General features: G+C 69.5%; 17 protein-coding genes and 1 pseudogene. 10 read left to right on the forward strand and 8 right to left on the reverse strand.

Annotated features, from left to right (window positions below; translation table 11 throughout):
• Positions 1-5 precede the first annotated feature (5 nt).
• The 4 genes from B9C43_RS07555 to mptB all read left to right on the forward strand — a co-directional run bounded on the left by B9C43_RS07555 (position 6) and on the right by mptB (position 5,215).
• Positions 6-1,031: an ABC transporter permease gene (locus B9C43_RS07555; protein WP_235038482.1), complete on the forward strand. Its 1,026-nt coding sequence runs from the start codon at positions 6-8 to the stop codon at positions 1,029-1,031.
• Entirely contained in the window at positions 1,028-1,912 is an 885-nt protein-coding gene (locus B9C43_RS07560) for an ABC transporter permease (protein WP_033393999.1), read from the forward strand. Before B9C43_RS07555 ends, B9C43_RS07560 begins: the two co-directional genes overlap by 4 nt.
• Positions 1,909-3,528 (forward strand): dipeptide ABC transporter ATP-binding protein, encoded by a 1,620-nt coding sequence (locus tag B9C43_RS07565; RefSeq protein ID WP_084425227.1) that lies wholly within the window; start codon positions 1,909-1,911, stop codon positions 3,526-3,528. Before B9C43_RS07560 ends, B9C43_RS07565 begins: the two co-directional genes overlap by 4 nt.
• Positions 3,529-3,637: 109 nt before the next feature.
• Entirely contained in the window at positions 3,638-5,215 is a 1,578-nt protein-coding gene (gene mptB / locus B9C43_RS07570) for a polyprenol phosphomannose-dependent alpha 1,6 mannosyltransferase MptB (RefSeq protein ID WP_084425228.1), read from the forward strand.
• Between the two features lie 49 nt (positions 5,216-5,264).
• Here the strand turns inward: mptB and B9C43_RS07575 are convergent, their stop codons facing one another.
• Positions 5,265-5,645: a hypothetical protein gene (locus B9C43_RS07575; protein ID WP_143446172.1), complete on the reverse strand. Its 381-nt coding sequence runs from the start codon at positions 5,643-5,645 to the stop codon at positions 5,265-5,267.
• 170 nt (positions 5,646-5,815) lie between these two features.
• Between B9C43_RS07575 and B9C43_RS07580 the strand changes: the two genes are divergently transcribed.
• Positions 5,816-6,415, forward strand: a complete 600-nt coding sequence (locus tag B9C43_RS07580) for a TetR/AcrR family transcriptional regulator (RefSeq protein ID WP_033394004.1) — start codon at positions 5,816-5,818, stop codon at positions 6,413-6,415.
• A 39-nt stretch (positions 6,416-6,454) separates the two neighbouring features.
• Here the strand turns inward: B9C43_RS07580 and B9C43_RS07585 are convergent.
• Positions 6,455-6,598: pseudogene (locus B9C43_RS07585) on the reverse strand (VOC family protein); the annotation flags it as partial.
• A gap of 137 nt (positions 6,599-6,735) precedes the next feature.
• Here B9C43_RS07585 and B9C43_RS07590 point away from each other — a divergent pair.
• Entirely contained in the window at positions 6,736-7,122 is a 387-nt protein-coding gene (locus B9C43_RS07590; RefSeq protein ID WP_051898292.1) for a DUF3224 domain-containing protein, read from the forward strand.
• Here B9C43_RS07590 and B9C43_RS07595 read toward each other — a convergent pair.
• Positions 7,097-8,014 carry a S66 peptidase family protein gene (locus B9C43_RS07595; RefSeq protein ID WP_084425230.1) on the reverse strand — a complete coding sequence of 306 codons (918 nt, stop codon included), beginning with the start codon at positions 8,012-8,014 and terminating at the stop codon, positions 7,097-7,099. The genes B9C43_RS07590 and B9C43_RS07595 overlap by 26 nt on opposite strands.
• Positions 8,011-9,918, reverse strand: coding sequence for a prolyl oligopeptidase family serine peptidase (locus B9C43_RS07600; RefSeq protein ID WP_084425231.1), 1,908 nt, complete (start codon positions 9,916-9,918; stop codon positions 8,011-8,013). Before B9C43_RS07600 ends, B9C43_RS07595 begins: the two co-directional genes overlap by 4 nt.
• Positions 9,919-10,131: 213 nt before the next feature.
• On the opposite strand from B9C43_RS07600, the gene B9C43_RS07605 reads away from it, so the two are divergent.
• Positions 10,132-10,698, forward strand: a complete 567-nt coding sequence (locus tag B9C43_RS07605; protein WP_033394011.1) for a DUF3090 domain-containing protein — start codon at positions 10,132-10,134, stop codon at positions 10,696-10,698.
• Entirely contained in the window at positions 10,695-11,495 is an 801-nt protein-coding gene (locus tag B9C43_RS07610) for an SCO1664 family protein (protein WP_033394012.1), read from the forward strand. The genes B9C43_RS07605 and B9C43_RS07610 overlap by 4 nt, the downstream gene beginning before the upstream one ends.
• A 45-nt stretch (positions 11,496-11,540) precedes the next feature.
• Here B9C43_RS07610 and B9C43_RS07615 read toward each other — a convergent pair whose 3' ends face one another.
• Complete coding sequence (locus B9C43_RS07615) at positions 11,541-12,020, reverse strand: GFA family protein (protein ID WP_200825447.1); 480 nt, start codon at positions 12,018-12,020, stop codon at positions 11,541-11,543.
• Between the two features lie 195 nt (positions 12,021-12,215).
• Here B9C43_RS07615 and B9C43_RS07620 point away from each other — a divergent pair, with 195 nt between their 5' ends.
• Positions 12,216-14,438 carry a DUF6351 family protein gene (locus B9C43_RS07620; protein ID WP_143446173.1) on the forward strand — a complete coding sequence of 741 codons (2,223 nt, stop codon included), beginning with the start codon at positions 12,216-12,218 and terminating at the stop codon, positions 14,436-14,438.
• Here B9C43_RS07620 and B9C43_RS07625 read toward each other — a convergent pair.
• From B9C43_RS07625 to B9C43_RS07635, 3 genes are read right to left on the reverse strand one after another with little or no spacing between them, the layout of a single operon-like run.
• Complete coding sequence (locus B9C43_RS07625) at positions 14,435-14,869, reverse strand: peptidase inhibitor family I36 protein (protein ID WP_084425233.1); 435 nt, start codon at positions 14,867-14,869, stop codon at positions 14,435-14,437. The genes B9C43_RS07620 and B9C43_RS07625 overlap by 4 nt on opposite strands.
• 59 nt (positions 14,870-14,928) lie before the next feature.
• A complete protein-coding gene (locus B9C43_RS07630) occupies positions 14,929-15,375 on the reverse strand; it encodes a peptidase inhibitor family I36 protein (RefSeq protein ID WP_033394018.1) in 447 nt (148 codons plus the stop codon).
• A 54-nt stretch (positions 15,376-15,429) separates the two neighbouring features.
• On the reverse strand, positions 15,430-16,323 hold the full coding sequence (locus tag B9C43_RS07635; RefSeq protein ID WP_084425234.1) for a hypothetical protein: 894 nt from the start codon (positions 16,321-16,323) through the stop codon (positions 15,430-15,432).
• Positions 16,324-16,475: 152 nt separating this feature from the next.
• Here B9C43_RS07635 and B9C43_RS07640 point away from each other — a divergent pair, with 152 nt between their 5' ends.
• On the forward strand, positions 16,476-19,172 hold the full coding sequence (locus tag B9C43_RS07640) for an AfsR/SARP family transcriptional regulator (protein WP_084425235.1): 2,697 nt from the start codon (positions 16,476-16,478) through the stop codon (positions 19,170-19,172).

Consider the following 19,172-nt stretch of genomic DNA (forward strand, 5'->3'; position numbering starts at 1 on the left):
CAGCGGTGACCGATTTCCTCGCGCCTGTCGAGGAGTCGATCGCGGAGGCCCCGCCGCCGCAGCGCGGTGGCGGGGTCGTTCGCTATCTGCTCACGAAGATCGGTGGCGCGGTCATGAGCGTGCTCATGGTCGTGGTGCTGGGGTTCTTTTTGTTCCGGGTGATGCCGGGCGACCCGGTGGTGACCATGACCCGCGGCCGTCCGGTGTCCGGCGCGCAACTGGAGCAGTTGCGTGCCACCTACGGGTTCGACAAGCCGCTGCTGGTGCAGTTCTGGGACTACCTGGTCGGTCTGCTGCACGGTGATTTCGGCCCGTCGTACGCGTTCAACGCGCCGGCGGGGGCGGTCATCGGCGAGCGGATCGGCCCGACGTTGCTGCTGATGGGCACCGCGACGGTGCTGGCGGCCGCGCTGGGGCTGTGGATGGGCGTGAAGACCGCGTGGCGCCGCAACGGCCCGCTCGACCGGGGCTCCAGCGGTGTGGCGCTGGTGTTCTGGTCGATCCCGCCGTGGTGGCTGGGTGTGGTGCTGCTGATGGTCGCGGGCGGGGTGTTCCCGTCCGGCGGCATGCAGAGCCCCGACTCGCCCGAGGCGTTCTTCCCGCACGCTCTGGACGTCGCGCACCACATGGTGCTGCCGGTGCTCACGCTGGTGCTGGCGGTCTACGGGCAGTACCAGCTGGTGATGCGGGCGTCGCTGTTGGAGGAGATGAACTCCGACTACCTGACCACCGCGCGCGCCAAGGGATTGCGTGACGATCTGGTGCGGCGCCGGCACGCGCTGCCCAACGCGTTGCTGCCGACCACGACCCTGGTGTTCCTGCACTTGGGGATGGTGGTGTCCGGGGCGATCACGGTCGAGGCGGTCTACTCGTGGCCGGGCTTGGGGCAGCTGACCGCCCAGGCGCTGGCGGCGAAGGATCTGCCGTTGCTGCAAGGGATCTTCATCGTGCTGGTGATCACCGTGGTGATCGCGAACCTGATCGCGGACATCCTGCTGCGTGTGCTTGACCCGAGGGTGCGTGCGTCATGACCAGTCCTGCGTGGGCGCGCCGCCGGGCGGCGGCGGGCAAGGTGTGGCGGGAGTTCGCGGCCAACAAGGGCGGCCTGGCCGGGCTGGTCGTGCTGGTGTTGTTCGTGCTGACCGGGATCCTGGCGCCGCTGCTGATCAGCGAGTCGGCGCTGGACGTGACCAGGGCGAGCGGGGCGCGGCTGGAGGCCCCGAGCGGGAACTTCTGGCTGGGCACCGACGAGAACGGCCTGTCGGTGCTGACCCTGACGTTGTGGGGCACGCAGCTCTCGCTGGTGGTCGGGCTGGCCGCGGCGTTGCTGTCGATGCTGATCGGCACCACCGTGGGCATCCTGGCCGGGCACTTCGGCGGGTGGCTCTCGGCGGTGCTGCTGCGGTTCACCGACTTCTTCTTGATCATGCCGTCGCTGGTGCTGGCGATCGCGCTGTCCGCGGTGCTGGAGGGCGGTGCGGGCACGATCATCCTGGCGATCGGCCTGGTGGCGTGGCCGACCAGTGCCCGGCTGGTGCGTGCCCAGACCCTGGCGGTGGAGGCGCGCCCGTACATCGAGCGGGCCCGGGCGTTGGGTGGCGGGCACGGGCACGTGATCTTCAAACACGTGCTGCCGTCGGTGCTGCCGCTGGTGTTCGTGAACACGACCCTGGCTGTGGGCACCGCGATCGTGGCCGAGTCGACCCTGCGGTTCCTCGGCCTGGGTGATCCGACCGAGATCACCTGGGGTGGTCTGCTGCGCTCGGCGGGCTCCAGCGGCGCGATCACCGCGGGCGCGTGGTGGTACCTGTTGCCGCCCGGCATCGCGATCGTGCTGCTGGTATTGGCGTTCACCCTGGTGGGACGCGCGTTGGAGACTGTGTTGAACCCGAAACTGCGGGAGCGCCGATGAGCACACCGGTGTTGGAGCTGCGTGACCTGCGGGTGACCTACGCCGGCGGGCACGAGGCCGTGCGCGGGGTGGATCTGACGCTGCAGCCGGGGCAGACCCTCGGGCTGGCGGGGGAGTCCGGTTGCGGCAAGTCCACCCTGGCGATGTCGGTGCTGCGGCTGCTGCCGAAGAACGCCGAGGTGACCGGGGAGATCCTGCTCGACGGCGAAGACACCGGCACGATGAGCTGGGGCCGGTTGCGGGCGGTGCGCTGGGCGTCGGCCTCAGTGGTGTTCCAGGGCGCGATGCACGCGCTCAACCCGGTGCGCACCATCGGCTGGCAGATCGCCGAGCCGCTGCGGCTGCACGCCAGCGTGCCCGAGGACAAGATCGGCGCGCGGGTGGCCGAACTGCTCAGCCAGGTGGAACTGCCTGCCGAGAAAGCCCAGGCCTATCCGCATGAGCTGTCCGGCGGGCAGAAACAACGCGTGATGATCGCGATGGCCCTGGCGTGCCAGCCGCGGCTGGTGATCGCCGACGAACCGACCACCGCGCTGGACGTCATCGTCCAAGCCCAGGTGCTGCGGCTGATGACCCGCCTGGTCGCCGAGCACGGCATCGGCCTGGTGATGATCAGCCATGACCTGTCGGTCCTCGGGTCGATGTGCCAGCGGCTGGCGGTCATGTACGACGGGCAGATCGTGGAGCTGGGCACCGCGCCCACCGTGGTGCACGAGCCGCAGCACGAGCACACCAAGGCGCTCGCCGCGGCGTTCCCGACGGTCGGTGACCCCGCCTCGCGTTACGCGCCGGCGACCACCAACCCTGCTGGGCTGCCACCGAAAGTCATCCCGGAACCTGGGAAACCGTTGCTGCGCACCGAGAACCTCACGGTGGACTTCCGTAAACGCGGCGGTGGCTGGACTCGCGCGGTCAACAGCGTCAGCATCGAGGTCGGGCACGGCGAGATCGTCGCGCTGGTCGGCCAATCCGGATCCGGCAAAACGACCCTGGCGCGCACCGTGCTCGGCCTGCAGCAGCCCACCAGCGGGCAGGTGCTGTTCGACGGGCAACCATTGCCGCGTTCCTCGCGGGGACTGCGCGAATACCGCAAACAAGCCCAATTGGTCCTGCAGGACCCCGCCAGCGCGCTCAACCCGCGGCACACCGTGTACGAGTCGATCGCCGAAGGCCTGCGCATCCACCGCATGCCCGGCGACGAACGCGAACTGGTCGCCGCGGCGTTGCAGGCAGCGGAACTGCGCCCGGCGGAACGGTTCATGTCCGTGCTGCCGCACCATTTGTCCGGCGGTCAACGGCAGCGGGTGGTGATCGCCGGAGCGCTCGCGCTGCAACCGCGGCTGCTGGTGGCCGACGAACCGGTGGCGTCGCTGGATGCCTCGGTGCGCGGCGAGATCCTGGCTCTGCTGCTGCGGTTGCGCGCCGATCTGGGCCTGGCCGCGTTGGTCATCACGCACGATCTGGGCCTGGCGTGGAACATCGCCGACCGGGTGGCCGTGATGTACCAGGGAGATATCGTCGAAGTGGGCGACGTGGCCGACGTACTGCTTGCGCCGCAGCACGATTACACCAAATCGCTGCTGGCCGCTGTGCCAGTTGTCGCAACACCGGCATAGTCGTGTTAGCCCGGTGTTAAGACCAATGGCACAGTTGGAGTGACAGTGATGTTGACCACGGGTGGCCCTCATCGCACGGTCAGAGACGGTGTGTAACCTGCTAGACGCCATGGCCACCACCACAGATCCGGCGCCGAACCTGGATACCACTTTGGGTGCTGACTTCGAGAAGACCGACGAGAGCGTCGGCAAGCCCGCGACGGGCATGCCGGTGCGAACGATCGCGCTCGGCACACTCGGCACACTCCTGATCCTGCTCACGGCCGTCGGCGCGGCCGGGATCCTCGTTCGCGACCCGATCCTGGGCGACGGCCCGCTGTCGTGGATCCGCTACGGCCACGGCCAGATGCTCGCCACCGCGATCCTCTACATCGGCTTCGCGCTCGTGGTGTGGGCCTGGGTGCGCCTGGGCAGGCACGTGCTGGCCAGCCGGGTCGACGCCCGCGCGGTGCTCATCGCCGCCCTGTGCTGGATGGCGCCGCTGCTGGTGTCCCCGCCGGTGTTCACCCGCGACGTGTTCTCCTACCTCGGCCAGGGAATGCTGCCGCTGCAAGGCTTCGACCCGTACGTGGTCGGCCCGGCGCAGCTGAAGGACATGCCCGACATCTCCCAGAACGTGCACGCGTTCTGGCAGACCACGCCCGCGCCGTACGGGCCGCTGTTCATCCTGCTGGCCAAAGGCGTCGTGTCGATCACCGGCGAAGACGCCATCCTCGGCGTCATCCTGATGCGCCTGACCCTCGCGGTCGGCCTCGGCCTGCTGATCTGGGCACTGCCCGGACTGGTCAAACACCTCGGCGGGAAACTGCCGGTCGCGCTGTGGCTCGCGGTGGCCAGCCCGATGACCGTGGTGCACCTGTTCGGCGGCCCGCACAACGACATCCTGATGGTCGGCCTGCTCGCCGCCGGCACACTGTGCATGCTCAACCGCAAGCACGTCATCGGCATCATCCTGGCGACACTGGCGATGGCGGTGAAAGCCTCGGCCGCGCCCGCGCTGCCGTTCCTGGTGTGGATCTGGGCCAAACACCTCAAAGGCACGTTCTGGCGCCGGTTCGTGCGTGCCGCGTCGATCTCGATCGGGATCTTCGCCACCACCTTCACGCTGGTGACCCTGGCGGCCGGGGTGAACCTCGGCTGGTTCCCCGCGCTGCGCGCACCCGCGATGATCGTCAACTGGATGTCCCCGCCGACCGCGGTCGGCGAATTCCTGCACTGGCTGACGTCGCTGCTGTTCAACGTGTCCAAGGAACCGTTCATCATGGTCACCCGGGCCATCGGCGCGGTCCTGCTGGTCTACATCTTCGTGCGGCAGTGGTGGGCCGCGCGGGAAGGCGGCCCGGACGCCATCCGCCGCATGGCGATCGTGCTGCTGTGCATCGCCCTGCTGTCCCCGGCGACCCTGCCCTGGTATCTGACGTGGGGCTTCGTCATCGCCGCGGCGCTGCCGTGGCAGGTCAACCGGCTGCCGTTCGTCGTGGGCCTGTCGGTGTTCCTGGTGCTGACCTACTCACCGGCCGGTGAGGACCAGCTCTACAACTACCCGTTCATGGCCGCCGCGATCGTGGTGTCCATCCTCGCGGCCAAGGCACTGACCATAATCGACCCGCTCAACGCGTTCGGCCACAAACGCCCCGCACTGGTCGACGTCGGGCCCGCGCCCAGGAAAGACCCCATCGCGGACTGACTTACAGAACACGCGCAAAGCCCCGGCAACCCGCCGGGGCTTTGCGCGTTCACTGGACCCGGAAATCGCCCCGGCTGACCGCAAGCTCCTGCGCAGGCCCGGCATGACACCTGCCTGTCGAAGGCCCCACGCTGACCCGGTCGATGACACTGTCTCGTACCGTCACCGCGATCCGATCCCCACGCACAGCGGGAACATCGTGCGCGGCACTGACGACCCCGGTCACCACACCCACCTGGTCGTCGGTGCGGACACAGTCCACCCGCGCGACCAACCATCCCATCTGTGTGTCGCCGCGGTGCGCAATCCACACCACACCCCGGTCGTCACGGGCATCCACGGCGAACTCGAACACCGTCACCGGCTCGGTCGCCGTATCGATCTGCGCGTAACCCACCACAAACCCGGCCGCCAGCAGCATTGTCATCATGACACCGACGATTCTCCGGCGTATGCAGGCAAACCTCCCCACTCAGGACGAACCGGATCACCCTCAAGGCCCACTCGGCCCGACGGCCGGAAAACCGGCCACCCGGTCTGACGCGCGCAGTAACCGGACCTGCACACAGGGTGGTTGATCATGGGTGTTAGGTTGCGGCGATGCAGTCGAAGACCCGCACGATCGGCCGCGACGGCCCGTCGTTCATCGAGGTGGCCCGGCGCGCCCAGATCGTGGAATGCGCCATCGAGACCATCGCCGCCGTCGGCTACGCCCAGGCGTCGCTGAACCAGATCGCCGAGCGGGCAGGCATCTCCAAAAGCGTGATCTCGTATCACTTCGCCGGCAAGGACGAACTGATCCAGCAAGTACTGGCCGACGTCAGCCAAGCAGGCGCGGCGCTGATGTGGCCACGCGTACAAGCCGAAACAACCTCGGCAGGCATGCTGCGCGCGTACATCCAGTCCCACCTGGACTTCATGCGCAGCCACCCCAAACACGTCGCCGCCGTCTCGGAAATCCTGATCTACCACCGCACCCAGATCATCCTGGACGAAGACACCACCCCACTGGAAGAACGACTGCGCCAAGGCCAACGCGACGGCGAATTCCGCGCCTTCTCACCCAGACTGATGGCCTGGACGATCCGCGCGGCACTCGACGAAGTCGCCCGCCAATACGTCGCCAACCCCGCGCTGGACCTCGACGAAATCGCCCGCGAGCTGACCCGGACATTCACCCTGGCGACATCCGCACCATGACCATTCCCCCGCAACACGGCAGACGAAGCGCTAACGGATGTGGAGCCAGATCGCGGCACCGATGCCGGGCTGCGCAACGGATGCGAGATCGGTGCCGGGAATGACGTCGCGGAGCGCGAACGCGATCGGCTTCGTCTCGAAGACGACGGCGTGCGCAGGTCCGGCCTGTGAGCGGACGAGGCCGGTGTCGACCTGCGGACGTCACTGGGCTACCTGCTGAAAGAGGCGTCGAGCGCCCTGCGCGACGGCGACGACGGTGCATAGCTCAGCGAGAGGCCGCCTGACAGGGGATGTCAGGTACCTGCGGCAGGATCACCGGCATGAAGCTCACCGCGAAGTTCGAGGTCACCAGCTGGGACCAGACGGCCTACGACGAGCCCGCCGAAGGCCCGGCGCTGATCCAGGCCCAGCTCAGCAAGACCTACACCGGCGCGCTCGAGGGCACCGGCGAGGTCCGCATGCTCGCCTGCCAAACCGGCGAGAACCCCTCCGACGGCGCCGGGTACATGGCCCAGGAACGCGTCACCGGATCCCTGGAGGGCAAAACCGGCACGTTCGTGCTGCAGCATGGCGCGTGCGGCGGCCCGGACGGCACCGAGCAGTACGGCTTCATCGTGCCGGGCACCGCGACAGGTGAGCTGGCCACGCTGACCGGCACGTGCCGGATGCAGCACGGGGAGATCAGCCTGGACTACCGCCTGGGCTGAGCGCCGGCTGCAGGATCGTCAAGGTGCCGTTGTCGGCGTCCAGCTCCGCCTGCACGCCCAACGGCACCGTCAACTGCGCCCGGCAATGCCCGAACCCCAGCTCCCACACCGTCGGCATGCCCAGCGACCCGATCAGGTCCTGCAGGATCGCCTCCACCACCGGCGGATCCCCGCAGTCGGTCCACGACCCCAGCGCGATGCCGTTCACGCCGGTGAACCAGCCCGACCGCAGCAACCCGGTGAGGATCCGGTCCAGCCGGTAGGTGTCCTCGGTGATGTCCTCCATCACCACGATCGCGTCCTGCGGCGGCGGCCCCGAGCCCAGCAGGCTCGCGTTGCCGCCCACCACCATGCCGCGCGCGACCCCGTGCACCATCGTCGCGGTCTGCGGGCCGGTCAGCACCTGCACCTTCTCCGGCTCGAACAATGTCTGCCGGAAATGCTCCCGCGCGGCCGCGTCGAGCACGAACGCGTCCGTGGCCAGCATCGGCGCGAACAGCGTCGCGACGTTCAAATGCTGCAAGAACGCCTCGTGCAGCACGGTGGCGTCGCTCGACCCGGCGAACAGCTTCGGGCCCGCCGCGGCCATCGCGTCCCAGTCCAGCAAGTCCACCATCCGCAACGTGCCGTACCCGCCGCGGACACAGAACACCGCGTCCACCGCCGGGTCACACCACGCGCGCTGCAGATCCGCCGCCCGATCAGCATCCGCGCCCGCCAGGTACGGCAGCGTCGGATGCCGGTCCAGCACGTGCTTGCCGACCTCGACCCGCAGCCCCCACGACTCCAGGTATTTGATCCCCGCGGTCAGCAGCTTCGGCGGCACCGGCCCGGCCGGGGCCACCAGCGCGACCCGGCTGCCAGGCCGCAACCGGGCGGGATGGATCTTCACGACCGCAGCTCCAGCACCGGCACACCCGGCGGCGTGAACCCGAACACCTGACCGTAGAACGACAATTGCGCCTCCAGCGCGGTCCGTTGGTTCTCCGCCTTGCGAAACCCGTGCTGCTCGCCCGCGAACGTCAGGTACGCGTACGGGATGCCCTTGCCGGCCAGCAACGCCACGAACCGGTCGGCTTGCTCCGGCGGGCAGATCTTGTCCTCCAGGCCCTGCATCACCAGCACCGGCCCGGCCAGCCGGTGCACGTTGTTGATCGGCGAACGCTCGGCGTACCGGTCCCGCTCGTCAGGCCAGGCACCGACCAGGCCCTCGACGTACCGCGATTCCATGTCGTGCACCTCGCCGCCCTGATGCGTCCAGCCCGCCAGATCCAGGACCGGGTACAGGATCGTCGCGCACGCGTACACGCTGGTGCTGGTGATCGACGCCGCCGAGGTCCAGCCGCCCGCGCTGCCGCCCATGATCGCCAGCCGCGCCGGGTCCGCCAGACCTTCCTGCGCCAGCGCGAGCGCCACCGCGGCGCAGTCGTCCACATCGACCACACCCCACTGCTCGCGCAGCGACTCGCGAAACGCCCGCCCGTAGCCGGTCGACCCGCCGTAGTTCACCGCGACCACGCCGATACCGCGGCTGGTCAGGTACGCGAAGTCCAGGTTGAGCGTCGGTGTGTACCTCGCCGTCGGCCCGCCGTGCACGAACACCACATACGGCGGTTTCTCGCCCTCGGGCGCGGCGAAGTCCGGGTTGGACGGTGGATACACGTACGCCGGCACGGCGCCGACCATCCGCTCGGCGGGCTCGGGCAGAAGCTGCGGGTCGAACGGCGCCTCCTGCGGCGTGTACGTGGTCACCTCGCCGCGTGACAAGTCCAGGCTCACCACGGCCGTGGGCAGTGACGCGCTGCCCGCCGCGGCGTACAGCACCCCGTCGGCGGCGATGAGATCCGGGCGCCATGCGGTGAGGTCGGTGTCCACATCGGTCACCGTGCCGCTGCGCTCGTCGAGGATCGCCAGCTGCGCGCCGGACCGCAGCACCGCGAACCGGCCGGACCCCAATGGGGTGAACCAGCGGCAGCCCATCCGCCACAACGGGCCGCCCAGTTCCAGCTCACACGGCGCCAGGTTGCGTGTGGTGCCGTCGATGCCGACGCGGTGCAGGTTCCACCAGCCGTCCGGGTCGGTCAGCACCAGCAGCGCCGCGCTGTCCTCCCATTCGGCCTGGCACACCGCCTCGGTCGGGCCGCCCGCGACCACCCGGTGCGCGCCGAACGTCCCGTCATCCAGCACAGGCGCGACGCACAAGTGCGCGGCGTCCCACGGCATCGCCGGGTGATCCCAGCCGATCCACGCCGCGTGCCGGCCGTCCGGGCTGATTTTCGGCCCGGACATGAAATGGTGGCTCGCGCCCAGCACCCGCACCTGGCCGCCGGCCAACGCGACCAGCTCACGGCGGATGTCGGTGGGCCGCTCGCCGGTGACGGTCTCCCGCACGCACCACACCTGACCGTCCGGCCCAGCCACCAGGTCGCCGAAACGCCACCCGTGTTCCCGCTGCGGCACCGGGGTGATCGGCTCGGGTTCACCGCCGTCCCAGGACACCTGATAGACGCGTTGATCCGCCCAGTTGGTGAACACAACCCGGTCGTGCAGCACAACCCAGGAGCGGCTGCCGTACTCGTGCAGGCGGTTACGCACACTCCACCGCGAGTCCAGCACCTCCCGCGCGTCACCGCCGTCGGGTTTACGCATCAGCGCGACCCGGCCGCCCTCGCCGGGTCTGGTCTCGGTCCACCACACGTCCGCGCCGTACAGGTCCACCCAGTCCGGGCCCGCGGCCGCCGCCTGCTCGGCGGTGATCGGCGAGGCCCAGGTCCCGTAGGAAGCGATCTTCACCACAAGCAGCGACCCTACTGGCCAGACCTGCCGCGGTCACCGACCGTGAGGCGGATTCCCCTGTGACGCCTAGTACCTGGCACAGTCGGTATCCGGACACGCCGGGACACGCGAGACGCACCGGTGCACCGCGCGCGGCAACGGTCGGCACCGACACATATCCGTCACGGGCCGGGCTGCTGGTGACCGGCCGCGTGCCCTAGGGTCGAAGGTGCCATGGCTCGTGTCATACATGTCTTCCGTCAGCCCGACCGGTTCATCGCCGGGACCGTCGGGCAACCAGGTGACCGCACGTTCTTCCTGCAGGCGTCCCAAGACGCCCGCACGATCAGCGTCGCACTGGAGAAACAGCAGGTAGCGGTGCTCGCCGAACGGATCGGGTCACTGCTTGACGAAGTCGGCCGCCGGTTCGGCGCCGAAGTCCCGCCCGACACCCCCGATGATCTGCTGGACTCCGAACCACTGGCCGTGCCGGTGGAGGAGGAGTTCCGGGTCGGCACGATGGGGCTGGGCTGGGACGCCGAGACCCGCGCGGTGGTGATCGAACTGCTCGCGGTCAGCGAGGCCGAAGTGGACGAAGCGGTCGTGCTGGACGACACCGAGGAAGGACCGGACGCGGTGCGCGTGTTCCTGTCCCCGGCGTCGGCCAAGGCGTTCGCCGACCGCGCCGACCGGGTGGTGCGCGCCGGGCGCAAACCGTGCCCGCTGTGCGGTGAACCGCTGGACACCGACGGCCACGTCTGCCCGCGCCAGAACGGCTACCGCAGAAACGAAGAAGGCTGAGCGTGCACCCGGGTGACGCGGCAGCGCTCGAGCTGATCACCCACGGCCAGATCGACGTGGAAGGCAGGCTGGTCGACGCCTCCAACGCCACCCTCTACGGGTCGATCAGCCACAACGGGGTGGTCGCGCACTGCGTGTACAAGCCGATCAACGGCGAGCGCGCGCTGTGGGACTTCCCCGACGGCACGCTCGCCGGCCGGGAGGTGGCGTCCTATCTGGTGTCCGAGGCGACCGGGCTCGGCCTGGTCCCGCCGACGGTGCTGCGGGCCGGGCCGTTCGGGCGCGGCATGGTCCAGTTGTGGATCGACACCAAGGAAGGCGACGACCTGGTCGACGTCCTGCCGCCCGACGAGGTCCCCGACGGGTGGCGCACGGTACTGCACGCGCACGACCGCTACGGCGACCCCGCGGTGCTCACCCACGCCGATCACGCCAGCGTGAAACTGCTCGCCGCACTGGACGTCGTGCTCAACAACGCCGACCGCAAAGGCGGGCACGTACTGCACGGCACCGACGGCAACGTCTACGGCGTCGATCACGGCATCTGCCTGCACTCGGACCCGAAACTGCGCACCGTGCTGTGGGGATTCCTCGGCGAACCCGTGCCGCAGGAGGCGATCGAGGGCCTGACCCGGATGCGTGAACACCTCGACGGTGCCCTCGGTCAGGCGCTGCGGCCGCACCTGACCCGCCGCGAGATCCACGCTCTGCGCGAGCGGACCGACGCGCTGCTGCGTGAACCGGTCTATCCGGCACCCAACCCGGACGGCCGTCCCATCCCGTGGCCGGCGTTCTGACCCAGCACCACGGTTAAGCGACGGCCGCGTCATGCCCGCCGTGGATTACGCGGCGTCGCCGTCGAACCGCGCTCGGGCGGGGCTGTGTTCCAGCCAGTCCTGCGCCCGGCGGCACCACACTTCAGCCGACGGCGCCAGCCCTGTCCGGTCATCGAGAGTTCCCGCTTTGACGATCACGATATCCGGCCGCTCGTGGAGAATCGTGAAAATCGGGGTTCCGCAATCGCCGCAGAACAGCCTGTCCCGCGGGTGGCCGTTCTCTGATCCGATTGTCTGGACGGTTTTCGGTGTGCCCTTGATGTCCACGGCATCCCGCGCCACCAGAACGTTGACCGAGAACGCCGAGCCGCTGTGGCGCTGGCAATCATCGCAGTGGCACAGAACGACAATCTCTGGTCGCGCATCGAATCGGTAGCTGATCGAGCCGCACAGACAGTGCCCGGATCGCGCCGCGGAGCCGGCCGCCGGGTCGCTGCTACTCATGTCGGGGATCTCCTCTTTTCCGCGCGGCTGGGCGAGGTTCAACCCAGCCGGTGGCCTCGAGTATCGCGCCGGGATCGAATGCGCGCCTGTCCCTGCTGGGCGTAGGCACGCGACAGTTACACGGAATCAAAACTTCGTTTCCGCGATACCGGTGATGTGCCAGCCAAAGGGCGCTGTTGACAGCGCATCGGGGCGGATATCGTGAACAGCTCTTGCAATGCGGCAAGGGAGGACGTCGTGGGCCGTCGCCGAGTCACCGTCATCGCAGCACTGGCATTGGCCGGCCTGGCCGCCACCACCGCGACCGCCGACACGGCGTCCGAAAGCAGGCACGGTGGGCTGCGATTAGAGGTGTTGTCCGGGCCGGCGCAGTACGTCAGCGGCGGCGCTGCGCGTATCCGCGTGGTGATCCCGCGTTCCGCGCCGCTGCGCGCGACCGTCACGGTCAACGGAACCGACGTCAGCTCCGCGTTCACCCGCGACGACCAGGCCGAGCACGCGTTGGAGGGCGTGCTGCGCGGCCTGCCGGTGGGGCAAAGCCGTGTGCAGGCACGCGTGTCCGGTCGGCGGGCCGAGCTCACCTTGGTCAACCACCCGGTCAGCGGCCCGATGTTCGCCGGGCCGAAGCAGCCGGACTTCTTCTGCTCCACGCCTGAGCACCTGGCCGGATTCGACCTGGCACCGCCGTTCCTGGACGCCGACTGCGCACTGGCCACGCAGACCGGCCACTACTACTTCACCGCCGGCGGCGCCTGGAAACCCTACGACCGGACCGCGCCGCGCCCACCGGACATGACCCGCACCAACACGGGCGTGGACTTCGTCATCCGTTGGGAACGCGGCACGATCAACAGGTTCATCTACACCATCGCCGTGCTGGACCCCGCGGGCACAGGCACCTCGGCGTGGAACCGCAAACTGATCTACTACTTCGGCGGCGGCGTGGGCGTCGGCCACTACCAGGGCTCGAACAACCGCGGCGAGTCCCGCTACATCCACGGCCTGAGCGAGGGTTACGCGATCGCGTGGTCGACCGGGACGAAAACCAGCACGCACTACAACCTCGTGCTGGGCGGCGAGACCGCGCTGATGGTCAAATCACGGTTCGTCACCGAGTACGGCGACCCGCTCTACACCGTCGGGCTCGGCGGGTCCGGCGGCGGCATCCAGCAGTACGTCTACGCCCAGAACCACCCGGGGCTGCTGGACGGCGCGATCCCGCAGTACTCCTACCCGGACATGGTCACCCAGACCATCCATGTCGGCGACTGCGAACTGCTGGAACGCTGGATGGACGGCCAGGTCCGGGCCGACCCGGCGTCGAAGTGGGCCACCTGGTCCAACCGGTCGCTGCTGGAAGGCCTGGCCGCCTCGGACACCGTGACCAACCAGTACCAGCCGCTCACCCCGTGGCTGCGAGCTCCCGGTTCGTCGGAATGCGTCAACGGCTGGCGCGGGTTGTCACCGCTGGCGCTCAACCCGAAGTTCGGCACCGCGCCAGGCATCACCCCCGAGCAACAAGCGGCGGTGGAATGGACACACTGGAACGACGCGGTCAACGTCTACGGCCGCGACCCACACACCGGCTACGCCCGCTCCACATGGGACAACGTCGGCGTGCAGTACGGGCTGAAAGCGTTGCGGGACAACAAGATCAGCCCCGCCGAGTTCCTGTCGCTCAACGCGGCGGCCGGCGGGTGGAAACCGCCGCAGGACAACGTCCAGGAAGGCTGCCCGTTCATCGCCACCGCCTGCCCGGCGGACATCGACGTGTGGAGCGCCCGTAACCAGACCGCGCCGGGCCCCGACGGTGTCGCCCCGCGCACCGAAGGGTCGGTCGAGGCGATGCGCGCGGCCTACCGCGCGGGGCTGGTGTTCGACGGCCGGATCGGCATCCCGGTCATCGACTGGCGCCACTACCTGGACGCCGAGCTGGACATGCACAACGCGCGGCAGTCCTTCGCCACCCGCCAGCGCATCCTCGACCGCCACCACCGCGCGGACAACCAGGTCGTGTGGTTCACCGACGCCCGCCCGGCCCGTGCGTTCGACCAGACCCCGATGGCGTTGACGGTGATGGACACCTGGCTGACCACACTGCGCGCCCGGCCCTGGCTCGGCGTGGCGGGCGCGAAACCCGCCGAGGCCGCCGACAGTTGCTTCGCCACCGACGGCACCCTGCAGCACCGCGGCGCCGACGCGTGGCGCGGCATCCTCGATTCCGGCCCCGCCGGGCCGTGCACCCAGCGGTTCCCGCTGTACAGCACAGCCCGCACGGTGGCGGGCGGACCGTTCGACGAGCAGCACTACAAGTGCGCGCTGCAACCGGTCGAGTGGGCGATCGCGCGCGGCGTGTACGGCCCATGGCAGCCCTCGTCGGCCGAACGGGCACGGCTCAAGCAGATCTTCCCGACCGGGGTGTGCGACTACACGCGCCCGGATGTGGGACGGCCCCGCTAGAAGTCGTACACCGGTCCGCACGAGCGGTTGAACACATGCGAGGTCGTCCGCCGGTGCGCGCTGGACCCGTCCGAGAGCCGTGCGTGCCGCAGGTCGCTCACCGTGCCGTGGGCAGCGACGGTGAAGCATGGTCCGCGGTAACCGGAGTTGTAGTACAGCGCGACGCGGAATCCGTTGCCGCGGTTGTCCAACGAGCTGACCGGATGCGCCGCCGAGGTGAGCGGGACCTGTGTGTTGTCGTAGGTGAGGGCACCCCAGCTGGGCGCGCTGCGGGTGCTGGTGTGCGTCAAGCCGGTGAAATTCGGCTGTGACCAGAGACAGAAGTGGCCTTGCTGGCATGGCGACTCGACCGTGTCGGCGGTCGCGGTGCCGCCGGTCGCGGTGAACGCCGCGACCATGCTGGCGGTTGCGAGGACAGAGCTGAGTTTCATGAGTCCACCCCTCGGGCAGTGGTGTGCCGGCGGATGGATACCGCCGGCACACCGGCGAGTCAGAAGTTGTAAACGGTTCCGCAGGTGCGGTTGAAGTGGTGCGAGTTCATGCGCTCGTTGGCATTGCTGCCGTCGGTCAGGCGGACTCGGCGGAAGTCGCTCGCGCTGCCGAAGTTCGCGACGGTGAAGCACGGCCCGCGGTAGCCGGAGTTGTAGTACACGGCGATCCTCGAGTCGGAATCCCAATTGTCCAGGGCGCTGACGTTCGTCGCCACGCCGTCGCCGCGCCACATCCGCACCGTCGTGCCGTCATAGTTGACCGCACCCCAGTTCGGCTGGCTGTAGAAATTGTTGAACCGGTACCCGCCGAACCCCGGGTTCGACCACAGGCAGGCGTTGTTCAACGTGCACGGTGCCGCGGCTGCGGTGGTCGCGGTAGTGGCCAGTCCGACGGTGGTCAGACCGGCGACCGCGGTCGCGGCGAGAAATGCCGCCTTGATTCTCATGGCAATTTCCTTTCAGATACAGAACGCCCCTGTTGATTCGTCAAGAGGGGTCGCTTAATTCGAGATCGGCGCCGCCACGATTCGCGACGCGTTCTCGACCATGATTCGCAATTTCGTCGCGGTGGCGTCGAATTCGGCGGATCGCCCGGCGATGGCCTGGCGTTGATAGGCGCTCTCCACCGCCAGCCAGATAGCCACCAGATTGGATGCGTCCCGGCAGTCCAGGTCGGTCGTCGCGGTGGCGATCTCCCCGGGCGCGGGCTGCGCAGTGGCCCACCGGGCGTCGTTGTTGGCCGCCCAGACATCCGTGTAGTGGTAGCCCGACGTGGCCATGCAAGCACGCCAATTCGCCATCGCCGCACTGACCCGGTCGTCGGCCTGTGCGCGCAGGAAGATCTGCTGGTCCAGATCCGCGAACTCCGCGCCGGACAAACCGGCGGGCGCGCCCTGAGCGAGCTGGCGGCGCGCTTCTCCCACACAGCCGCCTTCGGGAACGGGACGGCCTGCCACCACTGATGCGCCCTTGCCGGCGTACACGGCGACAGCATCCAGCGACGGCGGCGTGTCATCCGGGGCGCGCTGTGGTTCGGGCGGCGGGTGATATCCGCGTTGCACGACCTCGGCCCGGTCGATGATGCCGTACCTGTTCGCGTCCCCGACGACGGCCGCCTCTGTGGGTTCGGTCCGCGGCAGCGGCCAGTCCAGTCCGAACCGTTGCACGCAGGTCCGCGCCATCACCGTGGTCGCCCGTTCCACGATGTCCAGCTGTGCCGCGGACATCTGGTAGTCGCGAAACGGCAGCACAATGTCGGCTCCCGAGGACACCGGGCGGACCTCGCCTAGAGGCGGTGGTGTGTCCGCGGCACGATCCGGTGCGGCACACGCCCCGCTCAACCCAGCCGCCGTCAGCACGATGAGCACTGTCCGCCGCGCTCTGATCATCCCCATCCCCATCCACCCCTCGGCCCGTCTCGTCGGCTGCGGCCACCGTGGCCCGGTGGCCTGGAACTGGCCTGGCACGGACCTGGATCGAAAGACGACTGCAAGCGCGGGCGAGTAGGACCTGCACGAACTGGCTGGCCGAGGGGAGGCGGTGGCGGATGCGGTTTCGGGCACTGGGATCACTGGAGGTCTTCGACGGCACGGCGTGGCAGCCGGTGAACTCGGCGAAATGCAGGTCAGTCCTGGCGATCCTGCTGATCGACGCCAGGCAGGTGGTGTCGGTCGACCGCATCACCGACGAGGTGTGGAACGGCGACCCGCCCGCGTCGGCGAGCAACCTGGTCCACGGATATGTCCGCCGGTTACGTGGCCTGCTCGACGACCGCGCCGCCACAGTGCTGGTCACTCGCGCCCCCGGCTACGTGCTGGCTGTCGGCGAGGACGACATCGACACCACGCGCTTCGCCGCGCTGATCCGCCGCGGCGACACAGGCCAGATCGCCGAAGCACTCGAGTTGTGGCGCGGGGAGGCGTTCGCCGACGTGCCGGACACGCCGCTGGTGCAGGAAGCGGCCGCGCGACTGGACGAGCAACGGCTGCTGGCGATGGAGGCCAAACTGACGGCCGACCTGGCCGGCGGCCAGCACGCCGAGGTGATCACGCAGCTGCGGGTGTTGACCCGGCGATACCCGTTGCGGGAACGGCTGTGGCGGCAGCTGATCATCGCGCTGCGCGACAGCGGCCGCCGCGCCGAAGCCCTGGCCGCGTACGGCGAGATCCGCGGACTGCTGGCCGACGAACTGGGTGTGGATCCCGACGGGTCCCTGCAGCGGCTGCATCGCGACCTGCTGGCCAGCGAACCTGCGGCACCCCGGCCGCCACCGGCACCACGGCCCGTGCTGATCGGCCGCGACGAGCAGCTGGCCACCGCGACCGCGTGGATGGCCACACCCACGCCGTGCGTCGCGATCACCGGCCAGGGCGGGATCGGCAAGACCGCGTTCGCCGCGCGGCTGGCGCACGAGACCAGCGGCCTGTTCCCGGACGGGCAGTTCCACGCGACGCTGGGCCGCGGCCGCACGCTGCGCGCCGCACTGGCCCGGCTGCTGTGGCGGCTGGGTGTCACCGACGCGCCACGCGAACTGCCCGAGATGGCCGAGCTGGCGGGCGAGTTGCTGGCGAGCACACGGATGCTGATCGTGCTCGAGGACGTACCCGACGAGGCCAGCCTGCGCCCCCTGCTGCCCGTGGCGGCGGGCAACGGCCTGATCGTGACCAGCCGCCGACGGCTCGCCGGACTGGACAGCCTGCGGGTGCTGCCGCTGGATGTCCTGCCCGCCGACGCGGGCATGGCGCTGTTGCGTGCCGCCGCGGGCAGCACCCGGATCGGCCCCGGGCCCGCGGCGCAGATCGTCACGCTGTGCGGAGGTCTTCCGCTGGCCATCACACTCGCCGGAGCACGCCTGGCCGCGCGGTCGAACTTCACCCCCGCTGATCTCGTCGGCCGCCTGACCGACCGGCAGTGCCGGCTGGACTGGCTGCAACTGGGTGAGCAGGGAGTACGGGCCGCGGTCCTGGACAGCTACGCCGTGCTGCGGCCCGTGCAGCAACAGCTGCTGCGCGGCCTGAGCGCCACCGACCAGCTCGAATTCCCCGGCTGGGTGGCGGCCGCCGTGCTCGACCAGCCACCCGGCCAGGCCGAGCGTGTCCTGGACGACCTGGTCGAAGCACACCTGGTCGAGCCGGCGGGCCGGGGACTGACCGGGCCGCGTTACCGCATCCACGACCTGGTGCGCCTGGCCGTGCGCGACGTGGCCTGCGACAGCGACGCGCACACCCGTGTCACCAGCGGCTGGCACGCGCTGGCCGCGGCCGCCGACGACCGGCTGGCGCACTGGTGCGGCCTGGACCCCGAACCGGCCCCGGCGTGGCGCCCGGCCCCCGACGTGCTCGCCGCGGCCGCCGCGGACCCGATGCGCTGGTTCGACGAGGAACGCGCCACGCTGGTGCACGCCGCGCCCACGTGGCCGTTGGCGCAGCGCATGTCCACCTACTTCGAGCTGCGCGGCCACTACCAGGACTGGCGCGAGGTGCTGCTGGCCGGGTTGCGGGATGCCGACGCCGCCGGGGACCGGCAAGGACAAGCGACCATGCTCGGGCTGCTGATGTACGCGGTGGCCGAAGGCGAAGACCACCGCGACAGCCTCCGTTACGCCGCCCTGACCATCGCGGCCTACCACGCACTGGACGCCTCACCGGTCCACCAGCACCCGGCACCGTCGCGCTCAAGCCCAGCGCTGGAGAAAGCGCGCCGTGAGCGTGACGCGTTCGCGGTCGGGTTCGAGGCCGCCCGCCTGGCGGTCAGCATGCGCGCGGCCGGTGAACAAGCCGACTACCTCGCCCTGTTCGACGAGGCCAGGGACGCCTTCCGGGCCAGTAGCGCACCGCTGCTGGAACTCTGGGCGCTCAAACACATCGGCCTGACCTGCCTGCGGCAGCGCCGGATCGACGACGCCCTGTCGTGCCTGCGGCGCGCCGAGACACTCGTGCGGGACCTGGGCGATGAGTCGATGGCCCGCCACGCGGGCGGTGACCTCGCCGGCGTGGCCGTCGTACACGGCCGCTACGACTTGGCCGAACGGCTGGCCGCCGAAACACTGGACACCGCCCGGCGCACCGGCAACCGGTGGCGTGCCGGGCGCGCGCTGGTGACCCTGGGCGAGGTGTACGCGCGCCGCGGCGAGAACCGCCGCGCCGCCGAGACCTACCGTGAGGCACTCGCGCTGTGGCGCGGCCTGAATCTGCCCGGCCGCATCCGGCAAGTTGAGACCGCTCTGGCCCGCCTCACCCGATAG

This window comes from Kibdelosporangium aridum (assembly GCF_900176515.1).
In the GTDB taxonomy this organism is placed as follows: Bacteria; Actinomycetota; Actinomycetes; order Mycobacteriales; family Pseudonocardiaceae; genus Kibdelosporangium; species Kibdelosporangium aridum.